A 14,977-nucleotide genomic window follows, 5' to 3' on the forward strand; every position below is an offset into this window, starting at 1 on the left:
CAGAACAGCGCTACTTATTCAGCAGCTTGTTCCACAGTACCGCCGACCGGACGGTCGATCAGCTCGACGTACGCCATGGGCGCATTGTCGCCAGCGCGGAAGCCGCACTTCAGGATACGCAGGTAGCCACCCGGACGGTTGGCGTAGCGCTTGCCCAGGTCGTTGAACAGCTTGCCAACGGCAGCTTTCGAACGGGTGCGGTCGAAAGCCAGACGACGGTTGGCGACGCTGTCTTCCTTGGCCAGGGTGATCAGCGGCTCGGCAACGCGGCGCAGTTCCTTGGCTTTCGGCAGGGTAGTTTTGATCAGCTCGTGCTCGAACAGCGACACAGCCATGTTCTGGAACATGGCCTTGCGATGTGCGCTCGTGCGGCTCAGATGACGACCACTTTTACGATGACGCATGATTGAAATTCCTTCCCAAACTATCGTTCGGTGAACAATGACGATCAGGCAGTAGCCTTGTCGTCCTTCTTAAGGCTTGCAGGGGGCCAGTTGTCCAGGCGCATACCGAGCGACAGACCACGCGAGGCCAGAACGTCCTTGATTTCGGTCAGGGACTTCTTGCCCAGGTTCGGGGTCTTGAGCAGCTCCACTTCGGTACGCTGAATCAGGTCACCGATGTAGTAGATGTTCTCCGCCTTGAGGCAGTTGGCCGAACGGACGGTCAGTTCCAGATCGTCCACCGGACGCAGCAGGATCGGATCGATCTCGTCTTCCTGCTCGACCACGACCGGCTCGCTATCGCCCTTGAGGTCGACGAACGCTGCCAGCTGCTGCTGCAGGATAGTGGCGGCACGACGGATGGCTTCTTCCGGATCCAGGGTACCGTTGGTTTCCAGGTCAAGCACGAGCTTGTCCAGGTTGGTACGCTGTTCGACCCGGGCGTTTTCCACCACATAGGCCACGCGACGAACCGGGCTGAACGTAGCATCGAGCTGGAGACGACCGATTGCGCGGGTTTCGTCTTCTTCGCTCTGACGCGCGTCGGCGGGCTCATAGCCACGACCGCGAGCGATTTTCAGCTTCATGTTCAGCGAACCGTTGTCCGCCAGGTGGGCGATGACGTGATCGCCGTTGACGATCTCGACGTCGTGATCGACCTGAATGTCAGAGGCCAGAACCGGCCCCTGACCTTTCTTGCTCAGGCTCAGGGTGACTTCGTCACGGCCGTGCAACTTGATGGCCAGACCCTTGAGATTGAGCAGGATCTCGATCACGTCTTCCTGCACGCCTTCGATGGCGCTGTACTCGTGCAGGACACCGTCGATCTCTGCTTCGACTACCGCGCAGCCAGGCATGGAGGACAACAGGATACGCCGCAGCGCGTTGCCCAAGGTATGGCCGAAACCACGCTCGAGAGGCTCGAGGGTGATCTTGGCACGGGTCTGACTAACCGCCTGCACATCGATATGGCGGGGGGTCAGGAACTCATTTACCGAACTCTGCATGGATGCACCTACTTTCTAGCCCTTACTTGGAGTAGAGCTCGACAATCAGGTTTTCGTTGATGTCGGCGGAGAGATCACCACGGGCCGGCACGCTCTTGAAGGTGCCTTCCTTTTTCTCGGTGCTCACTTCGACCCACTCAACCCGGCCACGCTGGCCGCACAGCTCGAGAGCTTGAGCGATACGCAGCTGGTTTTTGGCCTTTTCACGGACCGCGACGACGTCGCCGACCTTGACCTGATAGGAGGGAATGTTGACGGTCTGACCGTTGACGGTGATCGACTTGTGGGAGACCAGCTGGCGCGATTCAGCGCGAGTGGCACCGAAGCCCATGCGATACACCACGTTGTCCAGACGGCATTCGAGCAGTTGCAGCAGGTTTTCACCGGTAGCACCCTTGCGACGGGCAGCTTCCTGGTAGTAACCGGCGAACTGACGCTCGAGGACGCCATAGATACGGCGGACTTTCTGCTTTTCACGCAGCTGCAGACCGTAGTCGGACAGACGACCGCGACGCTGACCATGCTGGCCAGGAACGGTTTCCAGCTTGCACTTCGAGTCGAGGGCACGAGCGCCGCTCTTCAGGAAGAGGTCAGTGCCTTCGCGGCGGGACAGTTTGCACTTGGGACCAATGTAACGAGCCATTTCTCACTGTCTCCTATTACACGCGACGCTTCTTCGGCGGACGGCACCCGTTATGCGGGATAGGCGTCACGTCGGTGATGCTGGCGATCTTGTAACCACAGGCATTCAGGGCGCGAACAGCGGACTCGCGGCCGGGGCCGGGACCTTTGACGTTCACGTCCAGATTCTTCAGACCATATTCCAGAGCGGCTTGGCCGGCACGTTCGGCTGCAATCTGGGCAGCGAACGGGGTGCTCTTACGGGAGCCACGGAAGCCGGAGCCACCGGAGGTCGCCCAGGACAATGCATTGCCCTGACGATCGGTGATGGTCACGATGGTGTTGTTGAAAGACGCATGGATGTGGGCGATGCCATCAACCACTGTCTTTTTGACTTTCTTACGAGGACGAGCAGCAGGTTTTGCCATGACTAGATTCCTGTCGATTCGCGGATGCGATTACTTGCGGATCGGCTTGCGCGGGCCCTTACGGGTACGGGCATTGGTCTTGGTGCGCTGACCACGGACCGGCAGACCACGGCGGTGACGCAGACCGCGGTAGCAACCCAGATCCATCAGGCGCTTGATGTTCATGTTGATTTCGCGGCGCAGGTCACCCTCGGTGAGGATTTTGGCGACCTCGTTACGCAGCTGATCGACCTGCTCGTCGCTCAGTTCTTTGATCTTGGCGGTCGGCTGGATGCCGGTGGCCGCGCAGATCTTCTGAGAGGTGGTGCGACCGACACCATAGATGTAGGTCAGCGAGATAACAGTGTGTTTGTTATCTGGAATGTTGACGCCTGCAATACGGGCCATTCAGAAAAACTCCAATTGACAGCTACCGACGCCCCGGAAGCCAAGAAAAGGGCGCGCGATATTAACGCTGTAGGAACAAATGATCAACCCGGCAGCACACTAGCTGCCGGGTTAGACGCGTGATTCACACTCAGCCTTGGCGCTGCTTGTGACGCGGTTCAGCGCTGCAGATCACGCGCACGACGCCTTCGCGGCGAATGATCTTGCAGTTACGGCACAGCTTCTTGACCGATGCACGAACTTTCATGACAACTCCTCTAACCTTACGGGTAACGGATCAGCGCATCATGCCGCCGCCGTAGCCCTTCAGGTTGGCTTTCTTCATCAGGGACTCGTATTGATGAGATACGAGATGGGATTGGACCTGAGACATGAAGTCCATGACCACTACCACCACGATCAGCAACGACGTCCCACCGAGATAGAACGGCACGTTCGCCGCGACCACCAGGAACTGGGGCAACAAGCACACCGCCGTCATGTACAGGGCACCGAACATGGTCAGTCGGGTCAGCACGCCATCGATATAGCGCGCGGACTGCTCACCAGGACGAATACCCGGAATGAACGCTCCGGATTTCTTCAGGTTCTCGGCCACGTCCTTGGGGTTGAACATCAGCGCTGTATAGAAGAAGCAGAAGAAGATGATCCCTGCACTAAACAGCAAGATGTTCAGCGGCTGACCGGGAGCGATGGCCTGAGCCACGTCCTGCAACCAGCCGAGACCTTCGGACTGACCAAACCACGAACCGAGCGATGCCGGGAACAGCAGGATGCTGCTGGCGAAGATCGCCGGGATGACCCCAGCCATGTTCACCTTGAGCGGCAGATGGCTGTTCTGCGCCGCGAAGACCTTGCGGCCCTGCTGACGCTTGGCGTAGTGCACGGCAATACGACGCTGCCCACGCTCGATGAACACCACGAAGGCGATGATGGCAACCGCCACCACACCCACCATGATCAGCGCGAAGATGTTGATATCGCCCTGCCGTGCCGACTCGAAGGACTGACCGATGGCGCGGGGCAAGCCCGCGACGATACCGGCGAAGATCAGCATCGAGATGCCATTGCCGATACCGCGCTCGGTGATCTGCTCACCCAGCCACATCATGAACAGCGCGCCGGCGACAAACGTGGTGACAGCGACGAAATAGAAGCTGAAGCCCACGCTGAACGCGACGCCCTGACTGGCGAGTCCAACCGACATCCCGGTGGCCTGAACGAGCGCCAGAACCAGCGTGCCGTAACGGGTGTACTGGCTGATCTTGCGACGACCAGACTCACCCTCTTTCTTCAATTGCTCCAGCTGTGGGCTGATGGCGGTAAGCAGCTGCATGATGATCGAGGCCGAGATGTACGGCATGATCCCCAGTGCAAAGATGCTCATCCGCTCCAGCGCACCGCCAGAGAACATGTTGAAGAGGCTAAGAATGGTCCCCTCGTTCTGCCTGAACAGTGCGGCCAGCTGATCGGGATTGATACCCGGAACAGGGATGTGCGCACCGATCCTGTAGACGATGATCGCCAGGAACAGGAATCGGAGGCGGGTCCACAGCTCGGACATACCACCGGTCTTGCTGAGCGCAGAGAGAGCACCTTGCTTAGCCATTTATTCCTCGATCTTGCCGCCAGCTGCTTCGATGGCTGCACGTGCGCCCTTGGTGGCACGAATGCCCTTCAGGGTGACGGCACGAGTGACGTCGCCGGACAGCACAACCTTGACACGCTTGATGTCGCGGCTGATCACGTTGGCGTCTTTCAGCGCCTGCAGATCGACCACATCGACATCAACCTTGGCCAGCTCGGAGGTACGAACCTCGGCACGGTCCAGGGCTTTCAGCGAGACGAAGCCGAATTTCGGCAGACGACGGTGCAGCGGCTGCTGGCCACCCTCGAAACCGGGGGCAACCTTGCCACCGGAACGGGAGGTCAGACCCTTGTGGCCGCGGCCACCGGTCTTGCCCAGGCCGCTACCAATACCACGACCGGGACGCAGCTTCTCGCGGCGAGCGCCGGGAGCGGAACGCAGATCATTCAGTTTCATGACTTAACCCTCCACACGCAGAAGGTAGTAGGCCTTGTTGATCATGCCGCGATTTTCAGGGGTGTCCTGAACTTCGACGGTGTGACCGATGCGACGCAGGCCGAGACCCTTGACGCAAGCCTTGTGATTGGCCAGACGGCCGTGGACGCTCTTGATCAGCGTGACCTTGACGGTTGCGTTAGCCATGATCAGAGAATCTCCTCGACGCTCTTGCCACGCTTGGCGGCAACAGCTTCCGGCGCCTGCATGTGCTTGAGACCTTCAAAGGTCGCGTACACAACGTTTACCGGGTTGGTGGAGCCGTAGCACTTGGCCAGGACGTTCTGCACACCAGCGACTTCCAGGACGGCGCGCATGGCACCACCAGCGATGATGCCGGTACCGTCCGAAGCGGGCTGCATGTACACCTTGGAGGCGCCATGGGCGGCCTTGACCGGGTACTGCAGGGTGGTGCCGTTCAGATCCACCTGGATCATGTTGCGGCGAGCAGCTTCCATAGCCTTCTGGATGGCGGCAGGCACTTCACGGGCCTTGCCACGGCCGAAGCCAACGCGGCCTTTGCCATCGCCAACCACGGTCAGAGCGGTGAAGGCGAAGATACGGCCGCCTTTCACGGTTTTGGCTACGCGGTTAACTTGAACCAGCTTCTCGATATAGCCTTCGTCGCGCTTTTGATCGTTATTTGCCATGACTTAGAACTCCAGCCCGCCTTCACGAGCAGCGTCGGCCAGCGCTTTGACGCGACCATGGTACTTGAAGCCAGAACGATCAAAGGCCACCTGGGTAACGCCAGCGGCCTTGGCACGCTCGGCGACCAGCAGACCAACTTTCTTGGCCGCCTCGACGTTGCTGGTAGCGCTTTCGCGCAGTTCTTTGTCCAGCGTAGAAGCGCTGGCCAGGACCTTGCTGCCATCGGCCGCGATGACCTGGGCATAGATGTGCTGGGAAGAGCGGTACACGCACAGACGGACCACTTCCAGCTCGCGCATCTTCAGGCGAGCCTTGCGAGCGCGACGCAGTCGGGTTTCTTTCTTGACGGTCATTTGCTATGCCCTACTTTTTCTTGGCTTCTTTACGGTGGACGACTTCGTCGGCATACCGTACACCCTTGCCCTTGTAGGGCTCCGGCGGACGGAAACCACGAATCTCAGCCGCAACCTGGCCGACCAGCTGCTTGTCGATACCCTTGATCAGGATTTCGGTCTGGTTGGGGGTTTCTGCGGTGATGCCTTGCGGCAGGTCGTAGTCCACGGGGTGAGAGAAGCCCAGAGCGAGGTTCAGCACCTGACCTTTGGCCTGGGCCTTGTAGCCCACACCGACCAGTTGCAGCTTGCGCTCGAAGCCCTGGCTAACGCCGACCACCATGTTGTTGACCAGGGCACGGGTAGTGCCGGCCATCGCACGGGTCTGCTGATCGCCATTACGAGCGGCGAAACGCAGCTCACCGGACTCTTGAGTGACTTCAACGGACGGATGGACCTTCAGTTCCAGAGCGCCCTTGGCACCCTTGATCGAAAGAGCCTGACCGGCCAGATTAACTTCGACGCCTGCAGGCAGTCTTACAGGGTTTTTAGCAACGCGAGACATGCTGATTCCCCTTAGAAGACTGTGCAGAGCACTTCGCCGCCAACACCAGCAGCACGGGCTGCGCGATCAGTCATCACACCTTTGTTGGTGGAAACGATCGACACGCCCAGACCGCCACGCACTTTCGGCAGCTGGTCAACGGCTTTGTACTGGCGCAGACCGGGACGGCTGCTACGCTTCAGCTCTTCGATGACAGGCTTGCCTTCGAAGTACTTCAGCTCGATGGACAGCGACGGCTTGGATTCCGCGCTGACCTGAAAATCCGCGATGTAACCTTCGTCCTTGAGGACTTTGGCAACGGCAGCCTTCAGCTTGGAAGAAGGCATGCTCACAACGGCCTTTTCAGCCATCTGGGCATTACGGATACGAGTTAGCATGTCTGCTAACGGGTCCTGCATACTCATGGGCTATTAGCTCCTAATACAGAAATTGAGCCTACCGGCTCTCAAAATCACCCCTCGGCAATAGGCCGATTCGGGCGAGCCGAGCATTCTAGAGACCAGCCTGAAACGAATCAAGCCCCAAAAGGGGCTTGATTCAATTACCGCGATGAAAGGCGCTAGCTGTTACCAGCTGGCCTTCACCAGGCCGGGCACGTCACCGCGCATGGCTGCTTCACGCAGCTTGATGCGGGACAGACCGAACTTGCGGTACACGCCATGCGGACGACCGGTCAGGCGGCAGCGGTTACGCATGCGGCTGGCGCTGGCGTCACGGGGCTGCTTCTGCAGGGCGACCTGGGCATTCCAACGGTCCTCGGGGGAGGCGTTGACATTACCGATGGTCGCCTTCAGCTCGGCGCGCTTCTTGGCGTACTTGGCAACCGTCTGCTGACGCTTCAGCTCGCGGTTAATCATGCTTTGCTTAGCCATCTGAAGACCTCAATCAGTTACGGAACGGGAAGTTGAACGCGCGCAGCAGCGCACGGCCTTCCTCGTCGGTACGAGCGGTGGTGGTCAGGGTGATGTCCATACCACGCAGCGCATCGATCTTGTCGTAATCGATTTCCGGGAAGATGATCTGCTCTTTCACGCCCATGCTGTAGTTGCCACGACCATCGAAGGACTTGGCATTCAGGCCGCGGAAGTCACGCACGCGCGGCAGGGAGATGGACAGCAGACGATCCAGGAATTCATACATGCGATCGCTACGCAGGGTCACCTTGACGCCGATCGGCCAGCCTTCGCGAATCTTGAAGCCAGCAATGGAATTGCGGGCATAAGTCACGACCGGCTTTTGACCAGCGATCTTTTCCAGGTCAGCTACAGCGTTGTCGATGATTTTCTTATCACCGACCGCTTCGCCCAGACCCATGTTCAAGGTGATCTTGGTGATGCGCGGAACTTCCATCACGTTACCCAGCTGAAGCTGCTCTTTCAGCTTGGGCGCGATTTCCTTCCGATAAATCTCTTTCAATCGAGCCATGGTGATCTACCTAGCAGCTTCAGGCCTGGACCGCTTTTTGGGTCGACTTGAAGATACGAATCTTCTTGCCGTCTTCGACTTTGAAACCAACGCGGTCAGCCTTGTTGGTCTCGGAGTTGAAAATGGCAACGTTGGAGACATGCAGAGGAGCTTCTTTCTCTACGATGCCACCCTGAACACCCAGCATGGGGTTGGGCTTGGTGTGGCGCTTGATCAGGTTGACCCCACCAACGACCAGACGGTCATCGGCGAGCACCTTCAGCACCTTGCCACGCTTGCCCTTGTCCTTGCCGGCAATGACGATTACCTCGTCGTCACGACGAATCTTTTGCATGTCGGCTACTCCTTACAGCACTTCGGGGGCAAGGGAGACGATCTTCATGAACTTCTCGGAGCGAAGTTCACGGGTCACCGGCCCAAAGATACGGGTGCCAATCGGCTCTTGCTTGTTGTTCAGCAGAACCGCGGCGTTGCCGTCGAAGCGGATGATGGAACCGTCGGTGCGGCGGACGCCGTGCTTGGTACGCACGACGACTGCAGTCATCACCTGACCTTTCTTCACCTTGCCGCGCGGAATTGCTTCCTTGACGGTGACTTTGATGATGTCGCCAATGCCGGCGTAACGGCGGTGGGAACCGCCGAGCACCTTGATGCACATCACGCGACGAGCGCCGCTGTTGTCGGCGACGTCAAGCATGGATTGAGTCTGGATCATGGCTCTCTACCCTTATACCTGAACGGCGCGCTCGACGACGTCAACCAGGGTCCACGCCTTGGTCTTGGCCAGCGGGCGGGTTTCGCGAATGGTGACCAGGTCACCAATGCGGCACTGATTGGTTTCGTCGTGAGCGTGCAGCTTGGTGGAACGCTTCACGTATTTGCCGTAGATCGGGTGCTTGACGCGACGCTCGATCAGTACGGTGACGGTTTTGTCCATCTTGTCGCTGACCACTCGGCCGGTCAGCGTACGGACAGTTTTTTCAGCTTCAGCCATGATCACTTACCTGCCTGCTGGTTCAGCACAGTCTTGACGCGAGCGATGTCGCGCTTCACTTGCGAGAGCATGTGAGACTGACCCAACTGGCCAGTTGCCTTCTGCATACGCAGATTGAACTGGTCACGCAGCAGGTTGAGAAGCTGCTCGTTCAGCTCCTCTACGGATTTCTCACGCAAATCTTTCGCTTTCATCACATCACCGTCCGCTTAACAAAGGAGGTTTCGAGCGGAAGCTTGGCAGCGGCCAGGGCAAATGCCTGACGAGCCAGATCCTCGGAAACACCCTCGATCTCGTACAGGACCTTGCCCGGCTGGATCTGGGCTACCCAGTACTCGACACTACCCTTACCTTTACCCATCCGCACTTCGAGAGGCTTCTTGGTGACAGGCTTGTCAGGGAAGACGCGGATCCAGATCTTGCCGCCACGCTTTACGTGACGGGTCAGCGCACGACGTGCGGATTCGATCTGGCGAGCGGTCAGACGGCCACGGCCGACAGCCTTCAGCGCGTACTCGCCGAAGCTGACCTTGCTACCGCGATGAGCCAGACCACGGTTGTGGCCGGTCATCTGCTTGCGGAATTTTGTACGCTTGGGTTGCAGCATGTTGCGTACTCCTTACTTAGCAGCAGCTTTTTTGCGCGGAGCCGGGGCGACGGGCTTGAGCTCTTCCTGGCGGCCACCAATGACCTCACCCTTGAAGATCCAGACCTTCACACCGATCACACCGTAAGTGGTGTGAGCTTCCGCAGTGGCGTAGTCGATATCGGCACGCAGGGTGTGCAGGGGCACACGACCTTCGCGATACCACTCGGTACGGGCGATTTCAGCACCGCCCAGACGACCGCTCACCTGAATCTTGATGCCTTTGGCACCAATGCGGATCGCGTTCTGCACGGCGCGCTTCATGGCACGACGGAACATCACACGACGCTCAAGCTGCTGCGCAACGCTCTGCGCAACCAGGGCACCGTCGAGCTCCGGCTTGCGGATCTCTTCGATGTTGATGTGCACGGGCACACCCATTCTTGCGGTCAGGTCCTGACGCAGCTTCTCGACATCCTCACCTTTCTTGCCGATCACGATACCGGGACGGGCGGTGTGGATGGTGATGCGTGCGGTTTGAGCCGGGCGATGAATATCGATACGGCTTACGGACGCGCTTTTTAGTTTGTCCTGGAGGTACTCACGAACCTTCAGGTCGGCCAGCAGATAGTCCGCATAAGTGCGCTTATCCGCGTACCAGACCGAAGTGTGCTCCTTGACGATACCCAGGCGAATGCCATTGGGATGTACTTTCTGACCCATCTGATCGACTCCGTTACTTGTCCGCAACCTTGACCGTGATATGGCAAGACCGCTTCACGATGCGATCAGCACGACCTTTGGCACGCGGCATGATGCGCTTGAGCGAACGACCTTCGTTTACGAAGACAGTGGAAACCTTCAGGTCGTCCACATCGGCGCCTTCATTGTGCTCGGCGTTGGCAACAGCCGACTCCAGCACCTTCTTCATGATTTCAGCGGCTTTCTTGCTGCTGAAAGTCAACAGGTTGAGCGCTTCGCCCACCTTCTTCCCGCGGATCTGGTCGGCGACCAAGCGGGCTTTCTGGGCGGAGATACGAGCGCCCGACAGCTTAGCGGCTACTTCCATCTTCCTTACCCCTTAACGCTTGGCTTTCTTGTCAGCCGCATGACCGCGATAGGTGCGGGTAGCAGCGAACTCGCCGAGTTTGTGGCCGACCATGTCTTCGTTCACCAGAACGGGGACATGTTGACGACCGTTGTGCACAGCGATGGTCAGACCGACCATCTGCGGCAGGATCATCGAACGACGCGACCAGGTTTTGATCGGTTTGCGTTCGTTCTTTTCCACCGCAACTTCGATCTTCTTCAACAGGTGAAGATCGATAAAAGGACCTTTCTTCAGAGAACGGGGCACAGTCGAATCCTCTACTGATTACTTGCCGCGACGGACAATCATCTTGTCGGTACGCTTGTTGGAGCGCGTCTTGAGACCCTTGGTCTTGACGCCCCACGGCGAAACCGGATGACGGCCACCGGAAGTACGACCTTCACCACCACCGTGCGGGTGATCGACCGGGTTCATGGCAACACCACGAACGGTCGGACGCACGCCACGCCAGCGGGTGGCACCGGCCTTACCCAGCGAACGCAGGCTGTGCTCACCGTTGGACACTTCGCCCAGGGTGGCACGGCACTCGGACAGCACCTTGCGCATTTCACCGCTGCGCAGACGCACGGTGACGTAGGCGCCTTCGCGGGCGACCAGCTGAGCGGAGGTACCCGCGGAGCGAGCGATCTGAGCGCCTTTGCCAGGCTTCAGCTCGATACCGTGGATGGTGCTACCGACCGGCACGTTACGCAGCGGCAGGTTGTTGCCAGCCTTGATGGGCGCGCCAGCGCCGGACAGCAGCTGGTCACCGGCAGCAACGCCCTTGGGGGCGATGATGTAGCGACGCTCGCCATCGGCGTACTTCAGCAGAGCGATGTGTGCAGTACGGTTCGGATCGTATTCGATACGCTCAACGACGGCAGGGATGCCATCCTTGTTGCGACGGAAATCGACCAGACGGTAGTGCTGCTTGTGACCACCGCCGATGTGGCGAGTGGTGATACGACCATTGTTGTTACGGCCGCCGGACTTGCTCTTCTTCTCCAGCAAAGGAGCGTAAGGCGCGCCTTTGTGCAGATCGGAGTTGACCACCTTGACCACAAAGCGGCGGCCAGCGGAGGTCGGCTTGCATTTTACGATTGCCATGATGCCCCCTGATTACTCGGCGCTGCTGGAAAAGTCGAGATCCTGGCCCGGCTGGAGCGCGATGTACGCTTTTTTCCAGTCGTTACGCTTGCCCAGACCACGAGCGGTACGCTTGGTCTTGCCCTGGACGTTCAGGGTGCTGACGCTGCGGACCTTGACCTCGAACAGCTGCTCGACGGCCTTCTTGATTTCCAGCTTGGTTGCATCGGTGGCAACCTTGAATACGAACTGCTTCTGGCTGTCCGCCAGCATGGTGGCCTTCTCGGAGATGTGCGGGCCAAGCAGCACTTTGAATACGCGTTCCTGGTTCATGCCAGCAGCTCCTCGAATTTCTTCACGGCGGACACAGTGACCAGCACCTTGTCGTAGGCGATCAGGCTGACCGGGTCGGAACCCTGGACATCACGCACGTCGACGAAAGGCAGGTTGCGGGCGGCCAGATACAGATTCTGGTCGACAGCGTCGGTCACGATCAGCACGTCGCTCAGGCCCAGGCCGTCCAGCTTGCTGACCAGGGTCTTGGTCTTGGGCGCATCGACGGCGAAGTCGTCAACCACGACCAGACGATCCAGACGGACCAGCTCGGCGAGGATGGAGCGCAGTGCAGCGCGGTACATCTTCTTGTTCAGCTTCTGGCTGTGATCCTGGGGCTTGGCTGCGAAAGCCACGCCACCGGAGCGCCAGATGGGGCTGCGGATGGTACCGGCACGGGCACGACCGCTGCCCTTCTGACGCCAGGGCTTCTTGCCGCCGCCACGGACTTCGGAACGGGTCTTCTGGGCACGGGTGCCCTGACGACCGCCAGCCATGTAGGCGACGACTGCCTGGTGAACCAGGGTCTCGTTGAATTCACCGCCGAAGGTGTGCTCAGAGACTTCGATAGCTTGAGAGCCATTCACATTGAGTTGCATGTTCTCTCTCCTCTCAACCACGGGCCTTGACAGCGGGACGCACGATCACGTCACCACCCGGCGCGCCGGGGACGGCACCCTTGACCAGCAGCAGGTTGCGCTCGGCGTCTACACGCACGACTTCCAGCGACTGAACGGTTACACGCTCCGCACCCAGGTGACCGGACATTTTCTTGCCCTTGAACACTCGACCAGGAGTCTGGCACTGGCCGATGGAACCAGGTGCACGGTGGGAAACGGAGTTACCGTGGGTGTTGTCCTGACCACGGAAGTTCCAGCGCTTGATGGTACCGGCGTAGCCCTTACCTTTGGACTGACCAGTGACATCAACCATCTGACCGGCTTCGAACAGGGCTACGGTAACTTCGTCACCTGCCTTGTACTCACCGTCTTCCAGGCGGAATTCGAGGACGCTACGACCAGCAGCAACGCTGGCCTTGGCGAAGTGACCGGCTTGCGCCTTGGTCACGCGGGAAGCACGACGCTCGCCCACGGTTACCTGAATGGCGCGATAGCCATCGGTTTCTTCGCTCTTGAATTGGGTTACGCGATTCGGCTCGATCTCAATGACCGTGACCGGAACGGAAACGCCTTCTTCGGTGAAAACGCGGGTCATACCGCATTTACGACCGACTAAACCAATCGTCATGTTGAGAACCTCTTGAGTGTACGGGGCTTTCACCCGCTATGGCCGCCCATTTCAGAGCGTTACACGACTGAAACCTTGACGGTCTCAGCCGAGGCTGATTTGCACTTCAACGCCAGCGGCGAGATCGAGCTTCATCAGCGCATCGACGGTCTTGTCGGTGGGCTGAACGATGTCGAGCACACGCTTGTGGGTACGAATTTCGTACTGGTCACGAGCGTCCTTGTTGACGTGCGGAGAAATCAGCACTGTGTAACGTTCCTTGCGGGTAGGCAGAGGAATCGGACCACGCACCTGAGCACCAGTACGTTTCGCAGTTTCTACGATTTCCTGGGTGGATTGATCGATCAGGCGATGATCAAAAGCCTTCAACCGAATACGGATTTGTTGATTTTGCATTTGACCTCAGACTCCAAGCTTTCCTCTCGGACAAAAAGGTGCCCGATTAAAGGAGGCGCAATTCTAAGGATGTCGCCAGCGGCTGTCAAGAACGCCTCTTTTGCCATCTGTCAATTTCACGAGGCAAGAAAAAAGGCCCCGAGGGGCCTTTTTTCGTTTCAGATCAATCGATTACTCGATGATCTTGGCAACCACGCCGGCGCCGACGGTACGACCGCCTTCACGGATGGCGAAACGCAGACCGTCTTCCATCGCGATCGGAGCGATCAGGGTGACAACCATCTTGATGTTGTCGCCCGGCATCACCATCTCGACGCCTTCCGGCAGCTCGCAGTTACCGGTCACGTCGGTGGTGCGGAAGTAGAACTGCGGACGGTAGCCCTTGAAGAACGGGGTGTGACGACCGCCTTCTTCCTTGGACAGCACGTACACTTCGCACTCGAACTTGGTGTGCGGCTTGATGGTGTTCGGCTTGGCCAGAACCTGGCCACGCTCCACGTCTTCACGCTTGGTGCCACGCAGCAGCACGCCGACGTTCTCGCCAGCACGGCCTTCGTCCAGCAGCTTGCGGAACATTTCAACGCCGGTGCAGGTGGTCTTGACGGTGGCCTTGATGCCCACGATCTCGACTTCTTCCTGGATGCGGACGATGCCACGCTCGACACGACCGGTGACCACGGTGCCGCGACCGGAGATCGAGAACACGTCCTCGATCGGCATCAGGAACGGCTTGTCGATGGCACGCTCGGGCTCGGGGATGTACGAGTCCAGGGTCTCGACCAGCTTGCGCACGGCAGAGGTACCCATTTCGTTGTCGTCGTTGCCGTTCAGCGCCATCAGCGCGGAGCCGATCACGATCGGGGTGTCGTCGCCCGGGAAGTCGTAGGTGTTCAGCAGATCGCGAACTTCCATCTCGACCAGTTCCAGCAGCTCGGCGTCGTCAACCATGTCGGCCTTGTTCAGGAACACGACGATGTAGGGAACGCCTACCTGACGGGACAGCAGGATGTGCTCGCGGGTCTGCGGCATGGGGCCGTCAGCAGCCGAGCAAACCAGGATCGCGCCGTCCATCTGGGCAGCACCGGTGATCATGTTCTTCACGTAGTCGGCGTGGCCGGGGCAGTCGACGTGCGCGTAGTGACGGATCGCCGAGTCGTACTCAACGTGGGAGGTGTTGATGGTGATACCACGAGCCTTTTCTTCCGGCGCGTTGTCGATCTGGTCGAAACCACGAGCGGAACCGCCCCAGGTGTCGGCACAGACTTTGGTCAGCGCAGCGGTCAGAGTGGTCTTGCCATGGTC

General features: G+C 59.0%; 29 protein-coding genes. All 29 read right to left on the reverse strand.

What is annotated here, in order from left to right; genetic code table 11:
* Nucleotides 1–14: 14 nt before the first annotated feature.
* Nucleotides 15–404 (reverse strand): 50S ribosomal protein L17, encoded by a 390-nt coding sequence (gene rplQ / locus PVZ72_RS04705; protein WP_007161227.1) that lies wholly within the window; start codon nucleotides 402–404, stop codon nucleotides 15–17.
* Nucleotides 405–448: 44 nt separating this feature from the next.
* A complete protein-coding gene (locus tag PVZ72_RS04710) occupies nucleotides 449–1,450 on the reverse strand; it encodes a DNA-directed RNA polymerase subunit alpha (RefSeq protein WP_017640290.1) in 1,002 nt (333 codons plus the stop codon).
* A gap of 22 nt (nucleotides 1,451–1,472) precedes the next feature.
* Entirely contained in the window at nucleotides 1,473–2,093 is a 621-nt protein-coding gene (gene rpsD, locus PVZ72_RS04715; protein WP_017640289.1) for a 30S ribosomal protein S4, read from the reverse strand.
* A gap of 16 nt (nucleotides 2,094–2,109) precedes the next feature.
* Nucleotides 2,110–2,499 (reverse strand): 30S ribosomal protein S11, encoded by a 390-nt coding sequence (gene rpsK / locus PVZ72_RS04720; protein WP_003281811.1) that lies wholly within the window; start codon nucleotides 2,497–2,499, stop codon nucleotides 2,110–2,112.
* 30 nt (nucleotides 2,500–2,529) lie between these two features.
* On the reverse strand, nucleotides 2,530–2,886 hold the full coding sequence (gene rpsM / locus PVZ72_RS04725; protein WP_017640288.1) for a 30S ribosomal protein S13: 357 nt from the start codon (nucleotides 2,884–2,886) through the stop codon (nucleotides 2,530–2,532).
* A gap of 130 nt (nucleotides 2,887–3,016) precedes the next feature.
* Complete coding sequence (gene rpmJ / locus PVZ72_RS04730) at nucleotides 3,017–3,133, reverse strand: 50S ribosomal protein L36 (RefSeq protein WP_002555468.1); 117 nt, start codon at nucleotides 3,131–3,133, stop codon at nucleotides 3,017–3,019.
* Between the two features lie 30 nt (nucleotides 3,134–3,163).
* On the reverse strand, nucleotides 3,164–4,495 hold the full coding sequence (secY, locus tag PVZ72_RS04735) for a preprotein translocase subunit SecY (protein ID WP_133860560.1): 1,332 nt from the start codon (nucleotides 4,493–4,495) through the stop codon (nucleotides 3,164–3,166).
* Nucleotides 4,496–4,930 (reverse strand): 50S ribosomal protein L15, encoded by a 435-nt coding sequence (gene rplO / locus PVZ72_RS04740; RefSeq protein WP_133860559.1) that lies wholly within the window; start codon nucleotides 4,928–4,930, stop codon nucleotides 4,496–4,498.
* 3 nt (nucleotides 4,931–4,933) lie between these two features.
* A complete protein-coding gene (gene rpmD, locus PVZ72_RS04745; protein WP_007161233.1) occupies nucleotides 4,934–5,116 on the reverse strand; it encodes a 50S ribosomal protein L30 in 183 nt (60 codons plus the stop codon).
* 2 nt (nucleotides 5,117–5,118) lie between these two features.
* Nucleotides 5,119–5,619 carry a 30S ribosomal protein S5 gene (gene rpsE / locus PVZ72_RS04750; RefSeq protein WP_007161234.1) on the reverse strand — a complete coding sequence of 167 codons (501 nt, stop codon included), beginning with the start codon at nucleotides 5,617–5,619 and terminating at the stop codon, nucleotides 5,119–5,121.
* A 3-nt stretch (nucleotides 5,620–5,622) separates the two neighbouring features.
* Nucleotides 5,623–5,973 (reverse strand): 50S ribosomal protein L18, encoded by a 351-nt coding sequence (rplR, locus tag PVZ72_RS04755; RefSeq protein ID WP_007161235.1) that lies wholly within the window; start codon nucleotides 5,971–5,973, stop codon nucleotides 5,623–5,625.
* 10 nt (nucleotides 5,974–5,983) lie between these two features.
* Complete coding sequence (gene rplF, locus PVZ72_RS04760; protein WP_017640286.1) at nucleotides 5,984–6,517, reverse strand: 50S ribosomal protein L6; 534 nt, start codon at nucleotides 6,515–6,517, stop codon at nucleotides 5,984–5,986.
* Nucleotides 6,518–6,528: 11 nt separating this feature from the next.
* Entirely contained in the window at nucleotides 6,529–6,921 is a 393-nt protein-coding gene (rpsH, locus tag PVZ72_RS04765) for a 30S ribosomal protein S8 (RefSeq protein ID WP_017640285.1), read from the reverse strand.
* Nucleotides 6,922–7,083: 162 nt separating this feature from the next.
* Nucleotides 7,084–7,389, reverse strand: coding sequence for a 30S ribosomal protein S14 (gene rpsN, locus PVZ72_RS04770; RefSeq protein ID WP_017640284.1), 306 nt, complete (start codon nucleotides 7,387–7,389; stop codon nucleotides 7,084–7,086).
* A 13-nt stretch (nucleotides 7,390–7,402) separates the two neighbouring features.
* Complete coding sequence (rplE, locus tag PVZ72_RS04775) at nucleotides 7,403–7,942, reverse strand: 50S ribosomal protein L5 (protein ID WP_007161239.1); 540 nt, start codon at nucleotides 7,940–7,942, stop codon at nucleotides 7,403–7,405.
* Between the two features lie 19 nt (nucleotides 7,943–7,961).
* Nucleotides 7,962–8,276: a 50S ribosomal protein L24 gene (gene rplX / locus PVZ72_RS04780; protein ID WP_017640283.1), complete on the reverse strand. Its 315-nt coding sequence runs from the start codon at nucleotides 8,274–8,276 to the stop codon at nucleotides 7,962–7,964.
* A gap of 12 nt (nucleotides 8,277–8,288) precedes the next feature.
* Complete coding sequence (gene rplN, locus PVZ72_RS04785) at nucleotides 8,289–8,657, reverse strand: 50S ribosomal protein L14 (protein WP_007161241.1); 369 nt, start codon at nucleotides 8,655–8,657, stop codon at nucleotides 8,289–8,291.
* Nucleotides 8,658–8,669: 12 nt separating this feature from the next.
* Nucleotides 8,670–8,936: a 30S ribosomal protein S17 gene (gene rpsQ / locus PVZ72_RS04790; protein WP_007161242.1), complete on the reverse strand. Its 267-nt coding sequence runs from the start codon at nucleotides 8,934–8,936 to the stop codon at nucleotides 8,670–8,672.
* A 2-nt stretch (nucleotides 8,937–8,938) separates the two neighbouring features.
* Nucleotides 8,939–9,130, reverse strand: a complete 192-nt coding sequence (gene rpmC, locus PVZ72_RS04795) for a 50S ribosomal protein L29 (protein ID WP_007161243.1) — start codon at nucleotides 9,128–9,130, stop codon at nucleotides 8,939–8,941.
* A complete protein-coding gene (gene rplP / locus PVZ72_RS04800) occupies nucleotides 9,130–9,543 on the reverse strand; it encodes a 50S ribosomal protein L16 (RefSeq protein ID WP_017640282.1) in 414 nt (137 codons plus the stop codon). Before rplP ends, rpmC begins: the two co-directional genes overlap by 1 nt.
* A gap of 12 nt (nucleotides 9,544–9,555) precedes the next feature.
* Nucleotides 9,556–10,245: a 30S ribosomal protein S3 gene (gene rpsC, locus PVZ72_RS04805; RefSeq protein WP_007161245.1), complete on the reverse strand. Its 690-nt coding sequence runs from the start codon at nucleotides 10,243–10,245 to the stop codon at nucleotides 9,556–9,558.
* A gap of 13 nt (nucleotides 10,246–10,258) precedes the next feature.
* Entirely contained in the window at nucleotides 10,259–10,591 is a 333-nt protein-coding gene (gene rplV / locus PVZ72_RS04810; protein WP_007161246.1) for a 50S ribosomal protein L22, read from the reverse strand.
* 12 nt (nucleotides 10,592–10,603) lie between these two features.
* Nucleotides 10,604–10,879, reverse strand: a complete 276-nt coding sequence (gene rpsS / locus PVZ72_RS04815) for a 30S ribosomal protein S19 (protein WP_007161247.1) — start codon at nucleotides 10,877–10,879, stop codon at nucleotides 10,604–10,606.
* Nucleotides 10,880–10,897: 18 nt separating this feature from the next.
* Entirely contained in the window at nucleotides 10,898–11,719 is an 822-nt protein-coding gene (gene rplB / locus PVZ72_RS04820; RefSeq protein WP_007161248.1) for a 50S ribosomal protein L2, read from the reverse strand.
* Between the two features lie 12 nt (nucleotides 11,720–11,731).
* Nucleotides 11,732–12,031 carry a 50S ribosomal protein L23 gene (rplW, locus tag PVZ72_RS04825; protein WP_007161249.1) on the reverse strand — a complete coding sequence of 100 codons (300 nt, stop codon included), beginning with the start codon at nucleotides 12,029–12,031 and terminating at the stop codon, nucleotides 11,732–11,734.
* Nucleotides 12,028–12,630: a 50S ribosomal protein L4 gene (gene rplD, locus PVZ72_RS04830; RefSeq protein ID WP_017640279.1), complete on the reverse strand. Its 603-nt coding sequence runs from the start codon at nucleotides 12,628–12,630 to the stop codon at nucleotides 12,028–12,030. The genes rplW and rplD overlap by 4 nt, the downstream gene beginning before the upstream one ends.
* Before the next feature lie 13 nt (nucleotides 12,631–12,643).
* Entirely contained in the window at nucleotides 12,644–13,279 is a 636-nt protein-coding gene (rplC, locus tag PVZ72_RS04835) for a 50S ribosomal protein L3 (protein ID WP_007161251.1), read from the reverse strand.
* Between the two features lie 84 nt (nucleotides 13,280–13,363).
* Complete coding sequence (gene rpsJ / locus PVZ72_RS04840) at nucleotides 13,364–13,675, reverse strand: 30S ribosomal protein S10 (RefSeq protein ID WP_003243886.1); 312 nt, start codon at nucleotides 13,673–13,675, stop codon at nucleotides 13,364–13,366.
* 171 nt (nucleotides 13,676–13,846) lie between these two features.
* Nucleotides 13,847–14,977: elongation factor Tu (gene tuf / locus PVZ72_RS04845; RefSeq protein ID WP_273861330.1), on the reverse strand; the 1,131-nt coding region annotated here is incomplete at its 5' end.

It is taken from the genome of Pseudomonas sp. LA5 (assembly GCF_028640825.1).
In the GTDB taxonomy this organism is placed as follows: Bacteria; Pseudomonadota; Gammaproteobacteria; order Pseudomonadales; family Pseudomonadaceae; genus Chryseomonas; species Chryseomonas aestiva.